We start from the raw sequence: 18,930 nt of genomic DNA on the forward strand, positions 1-18,930 counted from the left end.
CACCCACCGACAACCCCGCCCGGCCCCGGGCGGACCGCCTAGCCCGCCCGCTCCGCGGCCGCCCGACGGCCACCGGACGGCCCGGAACTGTCACGCATCGCCTCGATCGACCGCGAGAGCCGGCGCTTCAGCAGATCGCCGAGGGGGCGTTCCACCAGCCGGTGCAGCAGCCAGGCCGCGACCAGGGCCGAGACGAGGGACACCCCGAGCGCCACCGGCGTCCGCGCCCCCAGGGAACGGAGCCAGTGGATCATGGTCCAGCCCGCTTCCTGGTGGATCAGGTAGAGCGGATACGTCAGGGCACCGGCGACGGTGAGCCACTTCCACCGCGCCCAACCGAAGTATCCGAGGGCCACCGCGACGATCAGCCCGTACGAGAGGGTGATCACCAGGACCACGACGTTCCAGGAGAGCGGGTGGCCGGCCGCGACCTCGAAACCCTTCTTCAGCTCGTCGACGCGGGCCACCGAGACCAGCCAGGTGAAACCGACGATCCCCCAGAGCATCAGGTTCGGGCCGAAGCGGTACATCAGGTAGATCGCCACGCCCGCGATGAAGTACGGGGCCTCCAACGGCATCACGAAGCCGGTCAGCAGCGGATTCCCGGCCTGGGGCAGCAGCAGCGACGCCACCAGCCAGATTCCGCAGAAGGCCGTCACCCGGCGGTAGCTCAGGCCCATACGGACGACCACCGCGAACAGCAGGTAGAACTGGAGCTCCATCCAGAGCGTCCAGTAGACGCCGTCCACGTACTTGGTGCCCAGCGGCCCCTGGAACATCGTGAAGTTGGCCAGGAAGGTCCGCAGATCGATGCCGTCCCTGGCCGCGGCCCGGCCGAGCGTGGGCACGAGGACCAGTACGGCGGTGGTGAGAAGGACCGCCGCCCAGTAGGCCGGCATCAGCCGCACCACCCGCGAGACGAAGAAGTCCCCGGGCTTCCTGCCCCAGCAGCTCATGCAGATGACGAAGCCGCTGACGATGAAGAACAACTGCACGCCGAGCCAGCCGTAGGAGGTGAACCGGGATATCTCCGGCATGAACTCGCCGGGTGTACGGCCCCCCCAGATCTCCGGGACCTCGCTCTCCGCCGTCCAGTGGAAGGACAGGACACTGAGCGCGGCGATCAGCCGCAGGCCGTCCAGGGCGAACAGTCGGGGCCGGCGCACCGGCGACGGGTCCTTCGGCGGCAGAACCGGAGAATCTCCGGACAACAGGTGGGCGGATTCCGTCAGAAATGCGGACATCGGACTCATTCGGGAGGCGGTCGGGTTCCACCTCCGAAGAAGTTCCGGCACGATGGACGCAGGACCCGGCGAGAATATCGACCGTTCCAACATTTCGAAAGGTGTTCTTCCGGCCCCGCCCTCGCGAAAATCCCCCCGCTCCGGCCGCGAACGCCGGAACGGGGGGGCGGGCCGGAAGCCGCCGCGGTCAGACCAGCCGGCGGGCGGTCGCCCAGCGGGTCAGCTCGTGCCGGTTGCTCAGCTGGAGCTTGCGCAGCACCGCCGAGACATGGCTCTCCACCGTCTTCACCGAGATGAACAGCTGCTTGGCGATCTCCTTGTACGCGTACCCTCGGGCGATCAGCCGCAGCACCTCGCGCTCGCGCTGGGTGAGCCGGTCCAGGTCCTCGTCCACCGGCGGGGTGTCGGTCGCCGCGAAGGCGTCCAGCACGAAGCCGGCCAGCCGCGGCGAGAACACCGCGTCGCCGTCACCGATCCGGAAGATCGCGTCGACCAGGTCGGTCCCGGTGATGGTCTTGGTGACGTAGCCGCGGGCGCCGCCGCGGATCACGCCGATCACGTCCTCCGCCGCGTCCGAGACGGACAGCGCCAGGAAGCGCACCCCGCCCGGGTCGCCCATCAGCCCGGCCGAGCGCCGCAGCACCTCGACCCCGCCGCCGCCGGGCAGGTGGACGTCCAGCAGCACCACGTCGGGCCGCGTCTCCGCCACCACCCGGACCGCGGACTCCACGTCGTCGGCCTCGCCCACCACATCGATGCCGGTCGTCTCGGTGCGCCCGATCTCGGCCCGCACCCCCGTCCGGAACATCCGGTGGTCGTCCACCAGGACGACCCTCGCTCGGCGCTCCGGCGCTGCCTCAGTCATTGGCCCTCTCCATCTCCAGCTCGACCTCGGTCCCGCCGTCCGGCGCGGGCCGCACCCGAGCGGTGCCGCCGTTGCGCTTCATCCGGCCGAGGATCGACTCGCGTACGCCCATCCGGTCCTCCGGCACCGTGTCCGGGTCGAAACCGGGTCCGTGGTCGCGGACGAACACCATCACGGTCCTCCCCTCGACCTCGGCGTAGACCTGGACCGGTCCCCCGCCACCGTACTTGGCCGCGTTGACGGTCGCCTCCCTCGCGGCCTGCATCTGGGCCGCGATCCGGTCGTCCATCGGGCAGTCGCCGACGACCACCACCTCGACCGGGACGCCGTGCCGGTCCTCGACCTCGGCGACCACCGCCCGCAGGCTCTCCGCCATGGTGTCCGGCGCCGCCTCGGCGACCGCCTCGGGGCGGTAGAGCCACAGCCGCAGTTCGCGCTCCTGGGCGCGGGCGAGCCGCAGCACCTCCTTGGGGTCCTCGGCCCGGCGCTGGATCAGGGTCAGCGTGTGCAGCACCGAGTCGTGCACATGGGCGGCGATCTCGGCGCGCTCCTGGGCCCGGATGCGGGCGGTGCGCTCGGCGCCGAGGTCCTGCCACATCCGCAGCGCGTACGGGCCGACCAGCACCAGCACACCCGCGAGCACCGCCAGCGAGGCCTCGACCACCGAGCCGATGGTGGAGCCGCTGCCCTGGGTGGCGAGGAAGGCGATGATGCCGGCCACCACCAGCAGCACGCCCGCGCCGACCCGGGTGTAGGCGCCGCGCCGCTTCTCGCCCTCCTCCAGGCCGAACCAGCGCTGCCAGCGCGAGTCGTCGGCCTGCCGCCAGACCAGCGCCACACCGACGCCGATCGCCAGCAGCGGCCAGGTGTACGGCTTGGCGGTCTGCACGTTGAGCGCGTTGAGCAGCGCGATCACGCCGATCACCAGCATCACCAGGGCGGCCAGCTGGCCGAGGCCGCCCTGCCGCTGGCCGGTCCCGCTGCCCGTGCCCGTGCCTGTGCCCGTCGGGCCGGGCGCGGTGCCGGCCGTCGGCGCCTCGCCCAGTTCGACGGGCTCGCCGCGGAGCGTGTGCTGCAGCACCTCGCGCATCCGGCCGATCCACCCGCCGCGCCGGCCGCCGTCCTTGTCCAGCTCCCCGCCGCGCCGGCCGCCGCCCTTGCTCAGCTCCCCGCCGCCCACCGTCCCGGCACCGACCGGGACGAAGGTGCCGTTGACGTACAGCCAGTGCGGGCCGCCGCCGCGCGGGGCCGGCTCGCCGATGCCGATCGGCACCACGAACCAGAACGCCGCGTAGAGCAGTCCGCCGAGCCCCTGGGCGAAGAACAGCACCACGAAGGCGATCCGCACCCAGCTGACGGGCAGTCCGAGGTGCACGGCCAGTCCGTGCGCGACGCCGCCGAGCATCCGCCCCTGCGGGCTGCGGTACAGCCGGCGGTACGGCGGCTTCCCGTCGCCGGGAACGGACGGGTCGGCACCCCCGGCCGACGCGGGCTCGGGGGCGAGGGAACGGGGATCGGAACCGGGTGCTGCCACGGCACCGATCGTTCCACGCGGGCGGACCCGCACGCATCAGGGTGAAGCCCTGACCCTTCTCAGGGACAAGTCAGGGTCCGAGCAGGGGCGGGACCGGTTGGGCCCGGCTCCGGCACCCACCAGGATGGTGCCATGACCGAAGACCACCGCACCGAGGAGCTCCACGAGGCCGGGCCGGGCACCCGGACCGCCCCCGACCGGCCGCCGCTGACCCGGGCCGAGCGCCACCGCGTGGTCGCCGGCGTCTGCGGCGGTCTCGGTCGGCACCTGGACATCGACCCGGTGGTGTTCCGCGTCGTCACGGTCGTGCTCTGCCTCTCCGGCGGCCTCGGCCTCTTCCTGTACGGACTCGCCTGGCTGATCGTGCCGACCGAGCCCGGCGCGGACGGCAAGGGCGGCGGGCGCTCGGGCCGCACCGAGCTCCAGCGGGTGCTCACCGGCCGGGTGGACGGCCAGTCGGTCGGCGCGGTGCTGCTGACCGTGATCGGCACCGGTGTCTTCTTCTCCTCGATGGGCGACGGCGACCAGCTGTTCCCGCTGCTGCTGCTCGGCGGGATGGTGTTCCTCGCCGTCCGCTACGACCCGGAGCGCCGGCGCGGCCGGATCCGGGGCCGGCGCAACCGCCGCCGCGGCCACGAGTTCGGGCACCCGGACGCCCGCGGCGGGGGCGACCGGACCGGCGGCCCGTACGACCGCTGGTTCCCCGACGCCGGGGCCGGCGCGAGCGGCTACCGCTGGCCGCCGGAGGAGGACGACGAGGACGCCCGCGCCCGGCACGCCCGGGAACGGGCCGCCGGCACCGTCCCCTCCGACACCCCGCACGCCGGTCCGACCGGCTACCTGTGGGACCCGCGCCACCCCGAGCGCAACCCGTACGGCGGGGAGACCCCGGCGCCGCCCGCACCGCCCGCGCCACCGGCGCCGCCGTACGGCACCCCGACCCCGCCGTACGGCACCCCGGCCCGGCCCTGGTGGCAGCGGAGCGACCTGCCGCAGGGCGACCCGCTGCGCAAGGGGACCGGCCCGACCCCGCCGCCCGCGCCGCACCCGCCCGTGGTGGTGCACCGGCGCGAGCGCTCCCCGCTCGGCCTGATCGGCCTGCTGCTGGCGGTGGGCGCGGCCAGCGCGGTCTGGTCCGCCTCGGCCGACGGCGGGACGGCCGTGGCGGCCGACACCGTGCTGGCGACCGCGCTGCTGGTGATCGGTCTGACCCTGCTGCTCGGCGCCAAGTTCGGCCGGGCCCGTCGGCTGGTGGTCCCGGGCGTGCTGCTGACGGTGGCGCTGACCGCGATCGGCCAGTCCTCGGTCTCGGCGCAGAACCTGCTCGGCGAGCGCTCCTGGACGGCCGTCACGGCGGTCCAGCTGGAGCCGAAGTACACGCTGGGCATCGGCACGGCACGGCTGGACCTCGGCGGGCTCGACCCGGCCGGCGCGACCCTGGCCACCGAGGTGGAACTCGGCGCCGGGGACCTGACCGTGACGGTGCCGTCGGACGTGACGGTGAACGTGAGGGCCGAGGTCGGCCTGGGCCAGGTCCGGGTGCCGGGCCTGGACGGCCCCGACGACGGCCCGGGCAAGCGCAGCTACCAGGTGCTGCCGGCGAACGGACAGACATCCAAGGGAACGCTCGACCTCGCGCTGCGGATCGGGCTCGGCAACATCAAGGTGGTCCAGAAGTGAGGAAGCACCAGCTCGATCTCTTCTCGCTGATCGCGGGGGGCCTGTTCACCGTGATCGCGGTGCTCTACCTGGTGGCGGCGGTGAACGACGTCTCGGTGAACGGCCGGATCGTCATCCCGGTGACCTTCATCGTGCTGGGCCTGGGCGGCCTGGCCGGGGCGGTGGCGGCGGCGGTCCGCCGGTCCCGGCCGGAGGAGTCCCCGCAGGACTGACCCCTTGCCCGACCGTCTCCCGCCGGACCGGCCCCCGGCGGGCCGTCAGCTCTCCGGCGGCCCCAGCCGCAGCTTGTCGCCCTCCTTGGTGACCCGGTACTTCGGCAGCGGCTTGGTGGCCGGCCCGTTCAGCACCGCCCCGGTCGCCGCGTCGAACCGGGAGCCGTGGCACGGGCAGTACAGCTGACCGTTCTTCGGCGCGTCGACGGCGCAGCCGGAGTGGGTGCAGACCGAGGAGAACGCGCAGTACTGGCCCGCCTTGGGCTGCACCACGTAGACCGCGTCACCGCTGGCCGGGTCCTTGACCTGGGCCGAGCCGCCGACCGGGACGCTCGCGGCATCCACCGTGACGGGCGGGCCGGCCGGCGCCGGGGCGGCGGGCTGCTTGGCCTTCGCGGCGGGCTCGTCCCGGCCGAAGGTGGCGGTCAGCGAGCCGGTGAGCAGCCCGGCCCCGCCCATCGCGACGGCCGCGATGCCGCCGTCCATCAGGGCCCGCCGCCGGACGTGGTCCTCGTGCAGACCGCGGAGCCGGTCCCGGCCGGACCGCCGGGCGAGGTAGCCGTCCACCGACAGGTAGGGGGTGCCGGCCAGCAGCAGCGGCGTCCAGGCCATCAGGTAGACGAGGTCGTTGCCGAGGTAGTAGGGCGAGACGTTCCAGCTGACGGCGAGCCAGAGGCTGAGGCCGATCGCGGCCCCGCCGGCGGCGGCGAGCCGGCCCCAGAGGCCGAGCAGGGTGCCCAGGCCCACCGCCAGCTCGCCGAAGGCCACCAGCAGGGCGAACGGCGTGGGGTGGTCGAGGGCCGGGCCGAGCAGGAAGGAGATCGGGCTGGAGCCCTTGGCGGCGCGGGTCTGCGAGACGAAGGAGGCCGGGTCGCCGCCGCCGGCCAGGTAGTGGCTGTCGGAGAGCTTGTCGAGCGCCGCGTAGACGAAGGTGACCCCGAGGAAGAGCCGCAGCGGCAGCAGCGCGAGCCGCGAGCCGGCCGCCTTCCAGGCGGCGACCCGCCCGGTTCTGCCCGCCGGTCCCGAACCCTCGCCGGCGCCCGGCGGCGGTCCGGCCGTACCGTCGCCGATGCCGGCGGCCGGACCCGCCCCGGCCGTCACGGAGCTGCTGGCCTCCGACATTCCCCACACCTTCCTCGCCGGCCCGTCACCGCCTGACAGGTCCGGACGCATTCTGCCCGGTCGTGACCTCTTTCGGTGGGAGGGCCCACCCGCCGGGTGCCCGTGGACACGGAACGACCGTGCCGCCGCTCCCCGGTACGGGAGCGGCGGCACGGTCGTTCAGAACCGGTTCAGGACCGGCCGGGGCGGGGAGTGCTCACTCCCACTCGATGGTGCCCGGCGGCTTGCTGGTGCAGTCCAGCACGACGCGGTTGACGTCGCGGACCTCGTTGGTGATCCGGGTGGAGATGCGGGCCAGCACGTCGTACGGCAGGCGCGACCAGTCGGCGGTCATGGCGTCCTCGGAGGACACCGGACGCAGCACGATCGGGTGACCGTAGGTACGGCCGTCGCCCTGGACGCCGACGCTGCGGACGTCCGCGAGCAGGACCACCGGGCACTGCCAGATCTCGCGGTCCAGGCCGGCCGCGGTCAGCTCCTCGCGGGCGATCGCGTCGGCCTCGCGGAGCAGGTCCAGCCGCTCCTCGGTGACCTCGCCGACGATCCGGATGCCCAGGCCCGGGCCCGGGAACGGCTGGCGCTGGACGATCTCCTCCGGCAGGCCGAGCTCCTGGCCGACCATCCGGACCTCGTCCTTGAACAGCTTGCGCAGCGGCTCGACCAGCGAGAACTGGAGGTCCTCGGGCAGGCCGCCGACGTTGTGGTGGGACTTGATGTTGGCGGTGCCGGTGCCGCCGCCGGACTCCACCACGTCCGGGTACAGGGTGCCCTGGACCAGGAAGTCGACCGACTCGCCGTGCTCGCCGGCCTCGGCGACGATCTCGGCCTGCGCCTGCTCGAAGACCCGGATGAACTCCCGGCCGATGATCTTGCGCTTCTCCTCCGGGTCGCTGACGCCCTTCAGCGCGGTGAGGAAGCGCTCCTTGGCGTCGACGACCTTCAGCTGCACGCCGGTGGCGGCGACGAAGTCCTTCTCGACCTGCTCGGTCTCGCCCTTGCGCATCAGACCGTGGTCGACGTAGACGCAGGTGAGCTTGGAGCCGATGGCCTTGTTGACCAGGGCGGCCGCGACCGCCGAGTCGACGCCGCCGGACAGACCGCAGATGGCGCGCTTGTCGCCGACCTGGGCGCGGATCAGCGCGACCTGCTCCTCGACCACGTTGCCGGTGGTCCAGGTGGGGGCGAGACCGGCGCCGCGGTACAGGAAGTGCTCCAGGACCTGCTGGCCGTGGTCCGAGTGCAGCACCTCGGGGTGGTACTGGACGCCGTAGAGCCGGGCCTCGTCGTTCTCGAAGGCCGCGACCGGCACCACGTCGGTGGAGGCGGTGACGGTGAAGCCCGCCGGGGCCGCCGAGCAGGCGTCGCCGTGCGACATCCACACCGAGTGCTCGGCCGGGACGCCCTCGAACAGGGTCGAACCGGTGCGCGAGACGACCAGCGGGGTGCGGCCGTACTCCCGGGCGCCGGAGTTGTCGACGGTGCCGCCGAGCGTCTTGGCCATCAGCTGGAAGCCGTAGCACATGCCGAAGACCGGCACGCCGGCCTCGAAGATCGCGCGGTCCAGCTGCGGGGCGCCGTCCTCGTAGACCGAGGAGGGGCCGCCGGAGAGGATGATCGCCTTCGGGTTCTTGGCGAGCATCTCGGCGACCGGCATGCTGCTCGGCACGATCTCGCTGTAGACCCTGGCCTCACGCACCCGTCGGGCGATGAGCTGGGCGTACTGGGCACCGAAGTCGACGACCAGGACGGTGTCGGTCTCAGGTACGGACTGGACGGGAGTAGCAGAGGACACAGACGGCCTTCCGGCAGCGGTACGAAAGGTGTCGCACCCGGCGCGCCCCTCGGAGGGTGTGCGCCCGGGCGACAGGCGGGGGTCTGCCGTCGAGTCTACCGGGCTGGCCGGTTTCACTCGTCTGCCCGCCCCCGCGGCCGTGACCGTCGCGGCGGCCGGTTCGTTGCTCCGGGCGGACCGTACGACCGCGCCGCGTCCGCCAGACGCGTCACCCCGCCCCGGCCAGGGCGCCCGTACGGCAGTGCAGGACCACGCGTGGAGCTCAACCCAGTCCACCGGCGCGCGTGGCGCTGTCGCGGAACCGGTCAGACCGGGGAGCGGCGCGCCGTGGGACCGTGCGCGGGTGCTGCGGCCGGCCAGCAGGGGACAGCGAACCCGGCCGCGACTGGACCAAGGAGGTGGGGCGGTCGGCCGCCGGGGACGCCCGGTGCCGGCCGCCGCACCCGGTGCGATCCCGGCGCACCCCGGTCCCCGTCCCCGCGCCGCTACGCGCGTCTCCGTGCGCCCCGACCGGTGTCACTACACACCGTGATCATCGATGCCACCCCGCCGTCACCCCGTCCGGCCGCCCGACGGGACCGCCCCGCCCCGGCCCGTCAACCGGCCCGGCCGGAATCGGCCTGTACCGAATCATGCCGAATCGGTTGCAGAGCAAGCCCTTCGTCCAGCACGATGCTGCATGGAAGAGGTTCTCCCGATGGCCCGAGCGCCATCTGCGGAGTGCCGGTCGGTGCCGCCGAGACCCACGGTGGCAACGATTATCACCTCACGCTCCGTGAGCGAAGGCTCGACGCAGGCCTGCGTCCGGGACCACCGCCACGGCCCTGTGCGCCCGCGCGCGCCGGCCCACCCCGCCGGTACCGCGGCGACGCGCGACCCATCGACCGACTGACCGGACGGCGCTCCTCCCCCGGCGCCGTCACCCCAGCACCGGCGCGGCCCTGACGCCGGGTGCTGAGCGACAAAGGGCCCCGTTCCCCCGCGGGGCCCTTTGCCCTGTCCGGGGTCCTTCTCCGGTCGGACGTCCCGGGCACGCCTACGACCGCCGGCTCCACACGCTCGGGTCCACCGGGCCGTCCTCCTCCGCCGCCGGACCGGCCGGGTGCCGACGGTCCTCCGAGTCGACCACCTCCAGCACCATCGGCGTGCCCCCGGGCTCCTCCGGGTCCCGGTCCGCCGGCGGCGCCGGCCGCCGGTCGAGGGCCGCCAGCAGCGCGGGCACCGCCAGCGCGCCGACGGCCGCCCAGACCGCGTTGGCCACCAGCAGCGTCCACGGCACCAGGGCGAGCGAGTCCTCGGAGCCGAAGTCCCGGGAGCGCACGAGCGGGCCGACCACGGACTCGGTGGAGACCAGCGTCCCCGGGACGAGCATCAGCAGGCTGAGCCCGACCGCGTACACGGCCGCCAGCCGCAGCCGGTCCGCCGGGTCCAGCCGTCGCCGGAACGCCGTCCGGCCCAGCACCACCGCCGAGACCAGCGCGAGCAGGACGGACCAGCGCCAGTCCGTCCCCGCGGTGCCCGGGTCGAAGAAGGAGTACTCGTTCGCGTCGTGCGGCTCCGTCTGCCAGTCCGGCGCCCCGTCGGACGCGATGGAGCTGCTGGCCCGGAACACCGCCCCGGAGCCCACCCCGAGCAGCAGCAGACCGAGGTTGGGCAGGAAGGCGACCGCGGCACCGGTCAGATCGCCGTCGACCTGGACGGCGACCACCAGGAAGCCGGCCACCGCCGCCAGCCCCACCGAGACGGCCAGCGCGCGCCCGGCCGCCAGCCCCGCGACCGCCCAGCCGCGCACCGCCCGGTTGCGCCAGGCCGCCCAGCGCAGCGCGTCCGTGCCGTGCACGGCGAAGGCGAGCAGGCCCGCGAGCAGAGCCGTCCAGGCGACCGCCTCCCACCAGCCGGCCGAGGCGCTGTAGGTCGTCCGGCCGAGCTCCTGGGCCGCGGCCGCGGAGTCCATGCCGAGGCCGCTGCCGCCGGGGTGCCACCGCGCGCCGCCGACCAGACCGAGCAGCAGGGTCACGGCGGCCGCCGCGACGGCGGTGCGGACGGCCTCGGCGGCCGCCTGCCGACGGGTCTGCTGCTCGCCGGTGCGCTGCTGCCGGCGGCGGGCGCCGACCCGCAGGCCGAGCCAGAGCGCGAGCAGCCAGAGCACGGTGACGGTCATCGGCAGGGCGCGGAACACCGACGAGCTCTCGCCCCAGGAGGTCGCGAGGCTCAACCGGTACGGCGCGCCGAGCGCGCCCAGCGCCATGGCCAGCGAGCTGCCGAGGCGCTTGCCGAAGGGCGGCGCGTGGAAGGGGGCGGAGTAGTAGTCGCTCTCCGGGACGGCGGCGATCAGCGCGGCCAGCAGCAGGACGGCGGTCGGCGCGACGACCGCCCGCAGGGCCGGGCGCCAGTCCGCGCCGGTGAGCCACGCCAGGGCGGCGGGCCGGGCTCCGGCCGGGTCGTAGGGCCGCCCGGCGCCCCAGCTCCCCGCGGCGGGCGGCGGGTCCGGCAGCGGCGGGGGCAGCACCGGCGGCGGCAGGTCCGGCTTCGCCGGGGCCGACGGCGCGAACGGGGCGGTCGGCGGCTCGGCGGGCGGCGCGGCGGCCGGGACGGGCGGCGGCGCGGACGGTGGCGCGGACGGCGCGGACGGCGGCTGGGGCGGCTCGGGCGGCAGCACCGGGGGCGGCGAAACCGGCGGCGGCAGGAGCGGCGGCGGCAGCGGAGCGGGCGGGAGCAGTGGCGGCGGCGCCGCCGGCCGCCCGCAGGACGCGCAGACCGGCGCCCCTTCCGCCGAAGCCGCGCCGCAGGATGCGCAGATGGCCATGGGCCGCGTCCCCCCGTCCGAACGAACGATCGCCTGGTCCCCCCAGGGCGCCCCTTTCTTTCATCGGGCACGGACAGCTGTCAACCGGTCACCGTCCACGGACCGGACCCGGGAACCGCCGGGGGCCGCGGCCGCGCTCCGGCGGCGCGGCCCCCGGCCGGGCTCAGTCCCGCTTCTTCGGCACCTCCGGCACCGCCAGCAGCGGCAGCCGCAGGGCGCCGAACGCGTCCTCGGGCACCGCCGGTGCGACGGGCGCGACCGCGGCGACCCGGCGGTAGGCCTCCCCGGCGGCCGGCCGGGTGTCCTCCTCGCCCTTGTTGGGCCACATCGACATCGCCCGCTCGGCCTGCGCCGTGATGGTCAGCGACGGGTTGACGCCGAGGTTGGCGGAGACCGCCGCACCGTCCACCACGCTGATCCCGGGGTGGCCGTAGAGCCGGTGGTAGGGGTCGACCACGCCGGTCTCCGGGGAGTCGCCGATCGCGCAGCCGCCGAGGAAGTGGGCGGTCAGCGGGATGTCGAAGATCTCGCCGACGCTGCTGCCCGCGAAGCCGTTGATCTCCTCGGCGAGCGCCTGCGCGCCCTGCTCGGCGGCCGGGATCCAGGTGGGGTTGGGCGCGCCGTGGCCCTGGCGGGAGGTCAGCGTGCCCTTGCCGAGGCCCTTCTCCTTCAGCGAGACGGTGATGGAGTTGTCCAGGGACTGCATCACCAGGCCGATGATCGTCTTCTCCGACCACCGGTGCTGGTTCATCGAGCGGCCGAAGGTCACCGGGTGCTTGACCGAGTTGCCGAGGTAGCGCAGCCAGCGCGGCAGCCGCCCGCCGCCCCGCACCTGGGCGATCGAGAGCGCGCCCATCGCGTTGGAGCCCTTGCCGTAGCGGACCGGCTCGATGTGGGTGTTCTCGTCGGGGTGGATCGAGGAGGTGATCGCCACGCCCTTGGTGAAGTCCGCGCGGGCGCCGTACCGCCGGTCGGTGGTCTGCGCGCCCACCAGCGCCTCGGAGTTGGTCCGGGTCAGCTCGCCGAGCCGGGCGGAGATCCGGGGCAGGTGGCCGCCCGCCCGCATCCGGTGCAGCAGGTTCTGGGTGCCGTAGGTGCCGGCCGCGACCACCACCCGGGCGGCCGTGATCGTCCGCGCCCCGGCCTTGACCCGGTCGGTGGTGGAGCGGGCGTCGGTGCGCCGGACGTCCACCGCGAAGCCCTCGCCCCACTCCCGGATCCGGGCCACCGTGGTGAGCGGGTGGATCTCGGCGCCGCCCCGCTCGGCCAGGTGCAGGTAGTTCTCGGTGAGCATGTTCTTGGCGCCGTGGCGGCAGCCGGTCATGCACTCGCCGCACTCGACGCAGGACCGCCGGGCCGGGCCGGCGCCGCCGAAGTACGGGTCCGGCACCTCCTCGCCGGGCGCCGCCTTCGCCGCGCCGTCGGCGTCCTTGCCGTCGCCGAAGAACACCCCGACCGGCGCCATGTGGAAGGTGTCGCCGACGCCCATCCGCTCGGCGGCCGCCCGGAGGTGGACGTCCGAGGGGGTGACGGTCGGGTTGAGCCGCACCCCGAGCATCCGCCGCGCCTGGTCGTAGAACGGCGCCAGCTCCTCCTGCCAGTCCGTGATGTGCTGCCACTGGCGGTCCTCGAAGAACGCCTTCGGCGGCACGTACAGGGTGTTGGCGTAGTTCAGCGAGCCGCCGCCGACCCCGGCGCCGGCCAGGATCAGCACATTGGCCAGCAGGTGGATGCGCTGGATGCCGTACAGGCCGAGCTTCGGCGCCCACAGGTAGTTGGCGACGTCCCAGGAGTTCCGGGGCAGCTCGTCGCGGTCGAAGCGGCGCCCGGCCTCCAGGACGGCGACCCGGTACCCCTTCTCGGTCAGCCGCAGCGCCGAGACCGAACCGCCGAAGCCGGAGCCGACCACGACCACGTCGTAGTCGAACTCCCGGCCGTCAGCCGAACCCACCATCTGCCTCTGCTCCTTCGGAAGTGGTTCACGAAACGGGGGCCGGCCCGCGGGCCCGGCCGGCTACTTGACGCGCAGCGCCTTCAGGATCCGCAGCCCGGCGGTCATCATCGCCGCGTACTGCTTGTCGTCCTGGCCGAACGCCGGCGCGAGCGGCAGCAGCCGCTGGCTCGCGATCGTCTGCGCCTCGGTGAACCGCAGGATGCCCTCGGCGCCGTGCCGCCGGCCGAGCCCGGAGTCGCCCATGCCGCCCATCGGCGAGGCGGCCGAACCGTAGGCCGCGCCGTACGCCTCGTTGACGTTCACGGTGCCGGTGCGCAGCCGGGCCGCGATCGCCCGCCCGCGCCGCACGTCGGTGGTCCAGACGCTGGAGTTGAGTCCGTACGGGGTGGAGTTGGCGGCGGCCACCGCCTCCTCCTCGGTGTCGAAGCGGTAGACGGACACCACCGGGCCGAAGGTCTCCTCGCCGCAGACCGCCATGTCCGGGGTGACGCCCTCCAGGATGGTCGGCTCGTGGAAGAACGGGCCGAGGTCCGGCCGGGCCTTCCCGCCGGCCAGCACGGTGGCGCCGGCCTTGACCGCCTCCTCGACGTGCCGGGTGGTGGCCTCCAGCTGGCGTCCCGAGACCAGCGAGCCCATGTCCGCCCCGTACGCGAGGCCGCCGCCGAGCCGCAGCGCGCGGGTGCGGGCGGCGAACTTCGCGAGGAACTCGTCGGCCACCGAGCGGTGGACGAGCAGCCGCTCGATCGAGATGCACAGCTGGCCGGCCGAGGAGAAGCAGGCCCGGACGGCGCCCTCGGCGGCCTTGTCGAGGTCCGCGTCGGCCAGCACCAGCAGGGCGTTCTTGCCGCCGAGTTCGAGCGAGGCGCCGACCAGCCGCTCGGCGGCCCGCCGGGCGACCTCGCGGCCGGTGCGGGTGGAGCCGGTGAACGAGACGTAGTCGGCGTGCTCGACCACGGCCGGGCCGATCACCGGGCCGTCGCCGATCACGATCTGCCACAGGTCGGCCGGCAGTCCGGCCTCGATCAGCAGCTCGCGGGCCCAGAGCGCGGTCAGCGCGGTCTGGGTGTCCGGCTTGTTGACCACCGCGTTGCCCGCGACGAAGGCCGGCAGCGCGTCGCCGACCGACAGCTCGAACGGGTAGTTCCACGGCGAGATGTGGCCGACCACGCCCTTGGGGCGGCGGGCCTCGACCGCCTGGGTGAACAGCGGCACCGCGCCGAGGTGCCGCTTGTCGCGCAGGTAGCCGTGCGCGGACCGGCCGTAGTGGCGGGCCGCGATCGCGACCGCGAGCACCTCCTCGAAGGCGTGCAGCCGGGCCTTGCCGGTCTCCGCCTGGATGAGGTCGAGCACCTCGTCCTGCCGCTTGATCAGCAGATCGTGGAAGCGCAGCAGGACGGCGGCGCGCCGGCGGACCGGCAGCGCGGCCCAGGACGGCTGGGCGCGGCGGGCGAGCTCGAAGGCCACCTCGACGTCCGCGGGGGTGGACCGGGGCAGGCCGGCCAGCCGTTCACCGGTGAGCGGGGCGACGGTCTCCACCACGCTGGGCTCGCCGGTGGCGGTGACCCCGGCGGCGAGGCGGTCGACCAGTGACGATGGCACGGCCGAGGCGACGGTGCGCCCGCCGCCCGGGGCGGCGGGGTTGCGGCCCGGCGCGCCGGGGCCTGCGGGATCGGTGGCCGCGGCAGCTGCTGTGAGGTCCGACATAGGGCGCAGCCTAGGCGCTCGGCGGCCGGTGCGGTACCCGTCGGTAACAAGAAACCCCCGCGCGGGTGCGCCCCCGCGGATCAGCGGCGGTCAGTGGCGGTCGTCGGCGCTCAGCGGGTCGGGGTGAAGTAGTGGAGCACCGCGTTGAACCGCTGCTCGGCCTCGTTCCACTCGTTGCCCCGGTCGAAGCTGGACGAGTAGATCGCGTAGCTGGTGCCGTCCTCGTCGATGAACTCGGCCTCGATCGCCCGGCGGCGGCCGCCCTCCTTGGCCAGGTAGCTGAACTCCCAGACCGCGGCCTCGTGGCCGTTCACGGCGACGCCGGTGAGCCGGTGCTGCTTGTACTCCTTCAGCGACTTGGAGACGGTGACCTCCATCTGCCGCATGTGCTCCAGCGGCCGGACCGACTGGCCCACGGTGACGGCGAACTGCAGGTAGTGCGCCTTGTTGTCGGGGCTGTAGTAGATCTGGTTGTCCGGCGTGCTGGAGCGCTGCCAGGCCGGGACGGTCACCGGCAGCGGGAACCGGAAGCCCGCCGGGTCGTCCACCCACTGGTAGCCGCTGGGCGCGGGGGTGCCGTCCACCGGGGCGGTCGGCTGCGGCCCGACCGGGCCCGGGCCGGGGGACAGGGTCGGGGCGGACCGGCCGGGGTCCTCCGCGCGCTGGCGCTGGACCAGGTAGAGCGCCCCGGCGGCCAGCACCGCCAGGCCCACCACGAGCGCGAGCACCCGCAGCACCGTCCGGCGCCTGGCCGGCCCGCGCGCGGGCGCGTCGGTGTACGGCACCGGCGTGACCGGCCCGGTGGGCGCCCCCTCGGCACTCTCCCGCGCCGGGTCGGTCCCGGGGGAAGGCTCCGCCGAGGGCTCCTCCGCCCGCTCCGACGCCGCCCGGTCCGACGCCGCCCGCTCCGAGGCCGTCGGGTCGGACGCCGCCCGGGCGCGCGGCACCGTGACGGCCTCCGCGCCCTCCGCCGACGCCGCCCCGGCCTCGTCCTCGCTCTCCGACCGGTCCCGGGCGCGGTCCTCCGACGCCTCCTCCGGCCGCTCCTCCTGCTGGCCCGCCCGGTCCACCACCGGCACCGACTGGGTCGGCGTCCGCACCGGCGCGACCGGCTTGAGCCCGACGGTGTGCCCGGCCTGCACCTCGGCCAGCATCCGGGCCGCCTCGTCCGCGCTCGGCCGCTCGTCCGGGTCCTTCGCCATCAGCGCGGCCAGCACCGGCCCCAGCGGCCCGGCCCGGCGCGGCTCCGGCAGGGGGTCGCCGACCACCGCGGCCAGCGTGGTCAGCGGCGAGGTGCGGCGGAACGGCGAGTCGCCCTCCACCGCCGCGTACAGCGTCGCCCCCAGGCCCCACAGGTCGGAGGCCGGGCCCGGCCGCTCGCCCTGGGCACGCTCCGGCGCCAGGTAGTCCGGCGAACCGACCAGGTCGCCCGGCCGGGTCAGCTCGGCCGAGCCCTCGTACGTCGCGATGCCGAAGTCGAGCAGCACCGCCCGCCCCGTCCCGTGCTCCAGCAGCACGTTGGCCGGCTTCACGTCCCGGTGCAGCACCCCCAGCTGGTGGCCCCGGTGCAGCGCGGCCAGCACCTGGCCGCCCACCTCGGCGGCGGCGCGCGGCGGCAGGGTGCCGTCCTGGCTGATCACATCGGCCAGCGAACGGCCGTCGACCAGCTCCATGACGATCCACGGCCGGCCGTCCTGCTCCAGCACGTCGTGCACGGTGATCACGCCGGGGTGCTTGATCCGGGCGGCCGCGGCGGCCTCCCGCTTCATCCGGGCGTGCAGGATCTCCACCTCCTCCTCGGGGAGGTGGCTGACGGTCAGCTCCTTGACCGCGACCTCACGGTCCAGCATCCGGTCCCGGGCCCGCCAGACCGTGCCCATCCCGCCGCGGCCGAGCCGCTCGCCCAGCTCGTAGCGACCGACCAGCAGCCGCTCCCCCTCGGCCGACTCCGGCCGGTCCTGCGCGCCCATCCGCGACCGCTCCCCCTCATTCACCTGCCGTCACGCGACGGAGGGCCCGGTGCAGACCACTCGGTGCAGACCACTGAATCGAACAGATTCCACGGACACCCTAGGCGTCCGGGGTGCCCCCGGGTAATCTCCCCCGCCCACCGTTCCGGCGACCATGTTCCCACCGGCCCCGTCAGCCTGCGAACAGCACCACGGCCGCCACGCCGAGGACCAGCAGCAGGAACACTCCGCCGACCAGGAGCGGCCCCAGCAGGGCCGGCGGGATCCGCGGCGGCCGGGCACCTCCGGCCTCCTCCGCCGGGACCTTTTCCGCCTTCGCCCCGTCCCTGTCCCGGGACCTGCCGCCCCACGACCCGCCCGCGGCAGCGGCGCCCTTCGCCCGGCGCCGCCGGACCGGTCCCGCCGCGCGGGGCCCCGGAAGCCCCGGCGCACCGGCCGTCCCCGGCCCCTCCACCGGCTCCGGCGCGCGCGCCAGCAGCTCCGCCAGCTCCAGCGTGATCTCCGCCGCCGTCGGCCGCAGCGCCGGATCGGACTGCACCAGCCGCTCCACCAGCGGCCCCAGCGGCCCGCACGCCCCGGCGGGGACCCGCCGGCCCTCCCGCACCGCCGTCACCAGCTCCGGCACCCCGCTCTCCGGGTACGGCGCCCGTCCGGTCGCCATCCGGTGCAGCAGCACCCCGAGCGCCCAGCAGTCGCCGGCCGGGCCGCCGTCCAGCGGCCACCGCTCGGCCACCGGCCCGACCAGCGCGGCCCGCACCTCGTAGCGCCGCCGCCCGCCCGGACCGCCCAGCTCCTCGGCCAGCGCCTCCTCGGCCACCCCGGGGAGCAGGCCGCCCAGCAGGGCCGCGCCGTCCTCGCCGACCAGCACCGAGGCGGCCGTCACGTTCCCGTGCGCCAGACCCGCCCCGTGCAGCGCCCGCAGCGCCCCGGCGAGGTCCGCCGCCACCTCCGCCGCCCGGTACGGCGGCAGCGGGCCGGCCCCGAGCAGCGCGTCCAGCGGCTGCCCGGCGGGCCGCTCCTCGACCGTCCACAGCAGGTCGCCCTCGACGAACGCCCCCGCGCCCTGCAGCAGTCGGGCGTGCCGGGGCGCCGCGGCGCCGACCTCGGCCACCCGGCGCACCAGCCGCTCCCCCGGCTCCGCGCCGGGGCCGTCCGGCTCCTGATCCCCGGTCAGCACCGCGGGCAGCTCCAGCGCGCGCAGCCGCACGACGTCACCGGTCCGCTCGTCCGCGGCGAACGCGCCCAGCGCCTCCAGGTGGTCCGTCAGCCGATAACGCCCCGCCAGCACCTGCCCCGGGCCCGCTCGCATGCGTGTTCCTCTCCGCTCGCCGCCAAGCCTAGTTCCCCGCGGAAGGCACCGCCCGAGTCCCCCGGATTACCCTCGGTCCATGGACTGGAGCGATCTCATCGACACGGCCTTCGACGTGGCCGGCAACAGCAGCAGTGACCATCGGGCCGCGGCCCTGCGCACGATCGAGGCGAACGTCGGTGCCGACGAGAAACCGATCGCCTCCACGGCCGGACGCCACCCCGACCACTTCCGCAAGGGCGTCCTGGTCCTGACCACCCACCGACTGCTCTTCCTCAAGGACGGTAAGCCCCCGGTCCCGGTTCCGCTCCCGGCGGTCACCGACGCGACCGTCACCAGGACCCGGATCAACGGCGAGGTGCTGCTCGTGGTCGCGCTGACCGGCTCGCACCGCTTCGAGGACGTGGTGAAGGCCGAGGTGTTCGCCGAGCAGCTCCGGGCCGCCGCCCGACTGGCCCGCGAGGGCTCCCGGAAGGAGCAGCTCGCCGCCGCCCCGGCGGCCCCCGCCCCCGCCTCCACCGGCGCCGAGCTGCTCGACCAGCTGGAGCGGCTGGCCGCCCTGCACACCGCCGGCGCCCTCACCGCCGAGGAGTTCACCCGCGCCAAACAGCGCCTCATCGGCTGACCGAACGGGCACCTGCGAAGACCCGCCCCGAGCCCCCACCCACGAGCGGACGACCCCCGCCCCGGAACCTCACTCGACCCGCCCCGAGCCCCACGAAGGAGGCGAGCGGGCGA

At 75.0% G+C, this 18,930-nt stretch carries 13 protein-coding genes and 1 pseudogene; 3 read left to right on the top strand and 11 right to left on the bottom strand.

Features of this window, described 5'->3' with window-relative positions; all coding sequences use genetic code 11:
• Positions 1 to 38: 38 nt before the first annotated feature.
• The 3 genes from ACW14Y_RS17500 to ACW14Y_RS17510 form a co-directional block, all read right to left on the bottom strand.
• Entirely contained in the window at positions 39 to 1,166 is a 1,128-nt protein-coding gene (locus ACW14Y_RS17500; protein WP_380305352.1) for an acyltransferase family protein, read from the bottom strand.
• 265 nt (positions 1,167 to 1,431) lie between these two features.
• A complete protein-coding gene (locus ACW14Y_RS17505) occupies positions 1,432 to 2,109 on the bottom strand; it encodes a LuxR C-terminal-related transcriptional regulator (RefSeq protein ID WP_093861754.1) in 678 nt (225 codons plus the stop codon).
• Positions 2,102 to 3,643 carry a PspC domain-containing protein gene (locus ACW14Y_RS17510; RefSeq protein ID WP_456987543.1) on the bottom strand — a complete coding sequence of 514 codons (1,542 nt, stop codon included), beginning with the start codon at positions 3,641 to 3,643 and terminating at the stop codon, positions 2,102 to 2,104. Before ACW14Y_RS17510 ends, ACW14Y_RS17505 begins: the two co-directional genes overlap by 8 nt.
• 132 nt (positions 3,644 to 3,775) lie before the next feature.
• On the opposite strand from ACW14Y_RS17510, the gene ACW14Y_RS17515 reads away from it, so the two are divergent.
• The gene (locus tag ACW14Y_RS17515) at positions 3,776 to 5,323 is read left to right on the top strand and encodes a PspC domain-containing protein (RefSeq protein WP_380305354.1); all 1,548 of its coding nucleotides are present in this window, start codon (positions 3,776 to 3,778) and stop codon (positions 5,321 to 5,323) included.
• Positions 5,320 to 5,535, top strand: a complete 216-nt coding sequence (locus ACW14Y_RS17520; protein WP_380305356.1) for a hypothetical protein — start codon at positions 5,320 to 5,322, stop codon at positions 5,533 to 5,535. Before ACW14Y_RS17515 ends, ACW14Y_RS17520 begins: the two co-directional genes overlap by 4 nt.
• 45 nt (positions 5,536 to 5,580) lie before the next feature.
• Here the strand turns inward: ACW14Y_RS17520 and ACW14Y_RS17525 are convergent, their stop codons facing one another.
• The 8 genes and pseudogenes from ACW14Y_RS17525 to ACW14Y_RS17560 form a co-directional block, all read right to left on the bottom strand.
• Positions 5,581 to 6,021 (bottom strand): QcrA and Rieske domain-containing protein, encoded by a 441-nt coding sequence (locus ACW14Y_RS17525; RefSeq protein WP_375971172.1) that lies wholly within the window; start codon positions 6,019 to 6,021, stop codon positions 5,581 to 5,583.
• A gap of 42 nt (positions 6,022 to 6,063) precedes the next feature.
• A pseudogene (locus tag ACW14Y_RS17530) lies at positions 6,064 to 6,657 on the bottom strand (DoxX family membrane protein); the annotation flags it as partial.
• 196 nt (positions 6,658 to 6,853) lie between these two features.
• On the bottom strand, positions 6,854 to 8,449 hold the full coding sequence (guaA, locus tag ACW14Y_RS17535) for a glutamine-hydrolyzing GMP synthase (protein ID WP_266269866.1): 1,596 nt from the start codon (positions 8,447 to 8,449) through the stop codon (positions 6,854 to 6,856).
• Positions 8,450 to 9,485: 1,036 nt separating this feature from the next.
• Complete coding sequence (locus tag ACW14Y_RS17540; RefSeq protein WP_380304682.1) at positions 9,486 to 11,255, bottom strand: hypothetical protein; 1,770 nt, start codon at positions 11,253 to 11,255, stop codon at positions 9,486 to 9,488.
• Positions 11,256 to 11,418: 163 nt separating this feature from the next.
• Complete coding sequence (locus ACW14Y_RS17545; protein ID WP_380304684.1) at positions 11,419 to 13,209, bottom strand: GMC oxidoreductase; 1,791 nt, start codon at positions 13,207 to 13,209, stop codon at positions 11,419 to 11,421.
• A gap of 60 nt (positions 13,210 to 13,269) precedes the next feature.
• Positions 13,270 to 14,913 carry a succinic semialdehyde dehydrogenase gene (locus ACW14Y_RS17550; RefSeq protein WP_380439290.1) on the bottom strand — a complete coding sequence of 548 codons (1,644 nt, stop codon included), beginning with the start codon at positions 14,911 to 14,913 and terminating at the stop codon, positions 13,270 to 13,272.
• 110 nt (positions 14,914 to 15,023) lie between these two features.
• Entirely contained in the window at positions 15,024 to 16,883 is a 1,860-nt protein-coding gene (locus ACW14Y_RS17555; protein WP_456987548.1) for a protein kinase domain-containing protein, read from the bottom strand.
• A gap of 172 nt (positions 16,884 to 17,055) precedes the next feature.
• Positions 17,056 to 18,192: a hypothetical protein gene (locus ACW14Y_RS17560; protein ID WP_456987550.1), complete on the bottom strand. Its 1,137-nt coding sequence runs from the start codon at positions 18,190 to 18,192 to the stop codon at positions 17,056 to 17,058.
• Between the two features lie 79 nt (positions 18,193 to 18,271).
• Between ACW14Y_RS17560 and ACW14Y_RS17565 the strand changes: the two genes are divergently transcribed.
• Entirely contained in the window at positions 18,272 to 18,817 is a 546-nt protein-coding gene (locus ACW14Y_RS17565; protein ID WP_380304692.1) for an SHOCT domain-containing protein, read from the top strand.
• Positions 18,818 to 18,930 lie beyond the last annotated feature (113 nt).

The organism is Kitasatospora sp. cg17-2, from assembly GCF_054031055.1.

What these genes read in the sequence shown, in the direction of transcription:
- ACW14Y_RS17560 (WP_456987550.1), bottom strand. Translation starts at nt 18,192, where the DNA reads ATGCGAGCGGGCCCGGGGCAGGTGCTGGCGGGGCGTTATCGGCTGACG.
- ACW14Y_RS17545 (WP_380304684.1), bottom strand. Translation starts at nt 13,209, where the DNA reads ATGGTGGGTTCGGCTGACGGCCGGGAGTTCGACTACGACGTGGTCGTG.
- ACW14Y_RS17505 (WP_093861754.1), bottom strand. Translation starts at nt 2,109, where the DNA reads ATGACTGAGGCAGCGCCGGAGCGCCGAGCGAGGGTCGTCCTGGTGGAC.
- ACW14Y_RS17515 (WP_380305354.1), top strand. Translation starts at nt 3,776, where the DNA reads ATGACCGAAGACCACCGCACCGAGGAGCTCCACGAGGCCGGGCCGGGC.
- ACW14Y_RS17565 (WP_380304692.1), top strand. Translation starts at nt 18,272, where the DNA reads ATGGACTGGAGCGATCTCATCGACACGGCCTTCGACGTGGCCGGCAAC.
- ACW14Y_RS17550 (WP_380439290.1), bottom strand. Translation starts at nt 14,913, where the DNA reads ATGTCGGACCTCACAGCAGCTGCCGCGGCCACCGATCCCGCAGGCCCC.
- ACW14Y_RS17540 (WP_380304682.1), bottom strand. Translation starts at nt 11,255, where the DNA reads ATGGCCATCTGCGCATCCTGCGGCGCGGCTTCGGCGGAAGGGGCGCCG.
- ACW14Y_RS17525 (WP_375971172.1), bottom strand. Translation starts at nt 6,021, where the DNA reads ATGGACGGCGGCATCGCGGCCGTCGCGATGGGCGGGGCCGGGCTGCTC.
- ACW14Y_RS17555 (WP_456987548.1), bottom strand. Translation starts at nt 16,883, where the DNA reads ATGGGCGCGCAGGACCGGCCGGAGTCGGCCGAGGGGGAGCGGCTGCTG.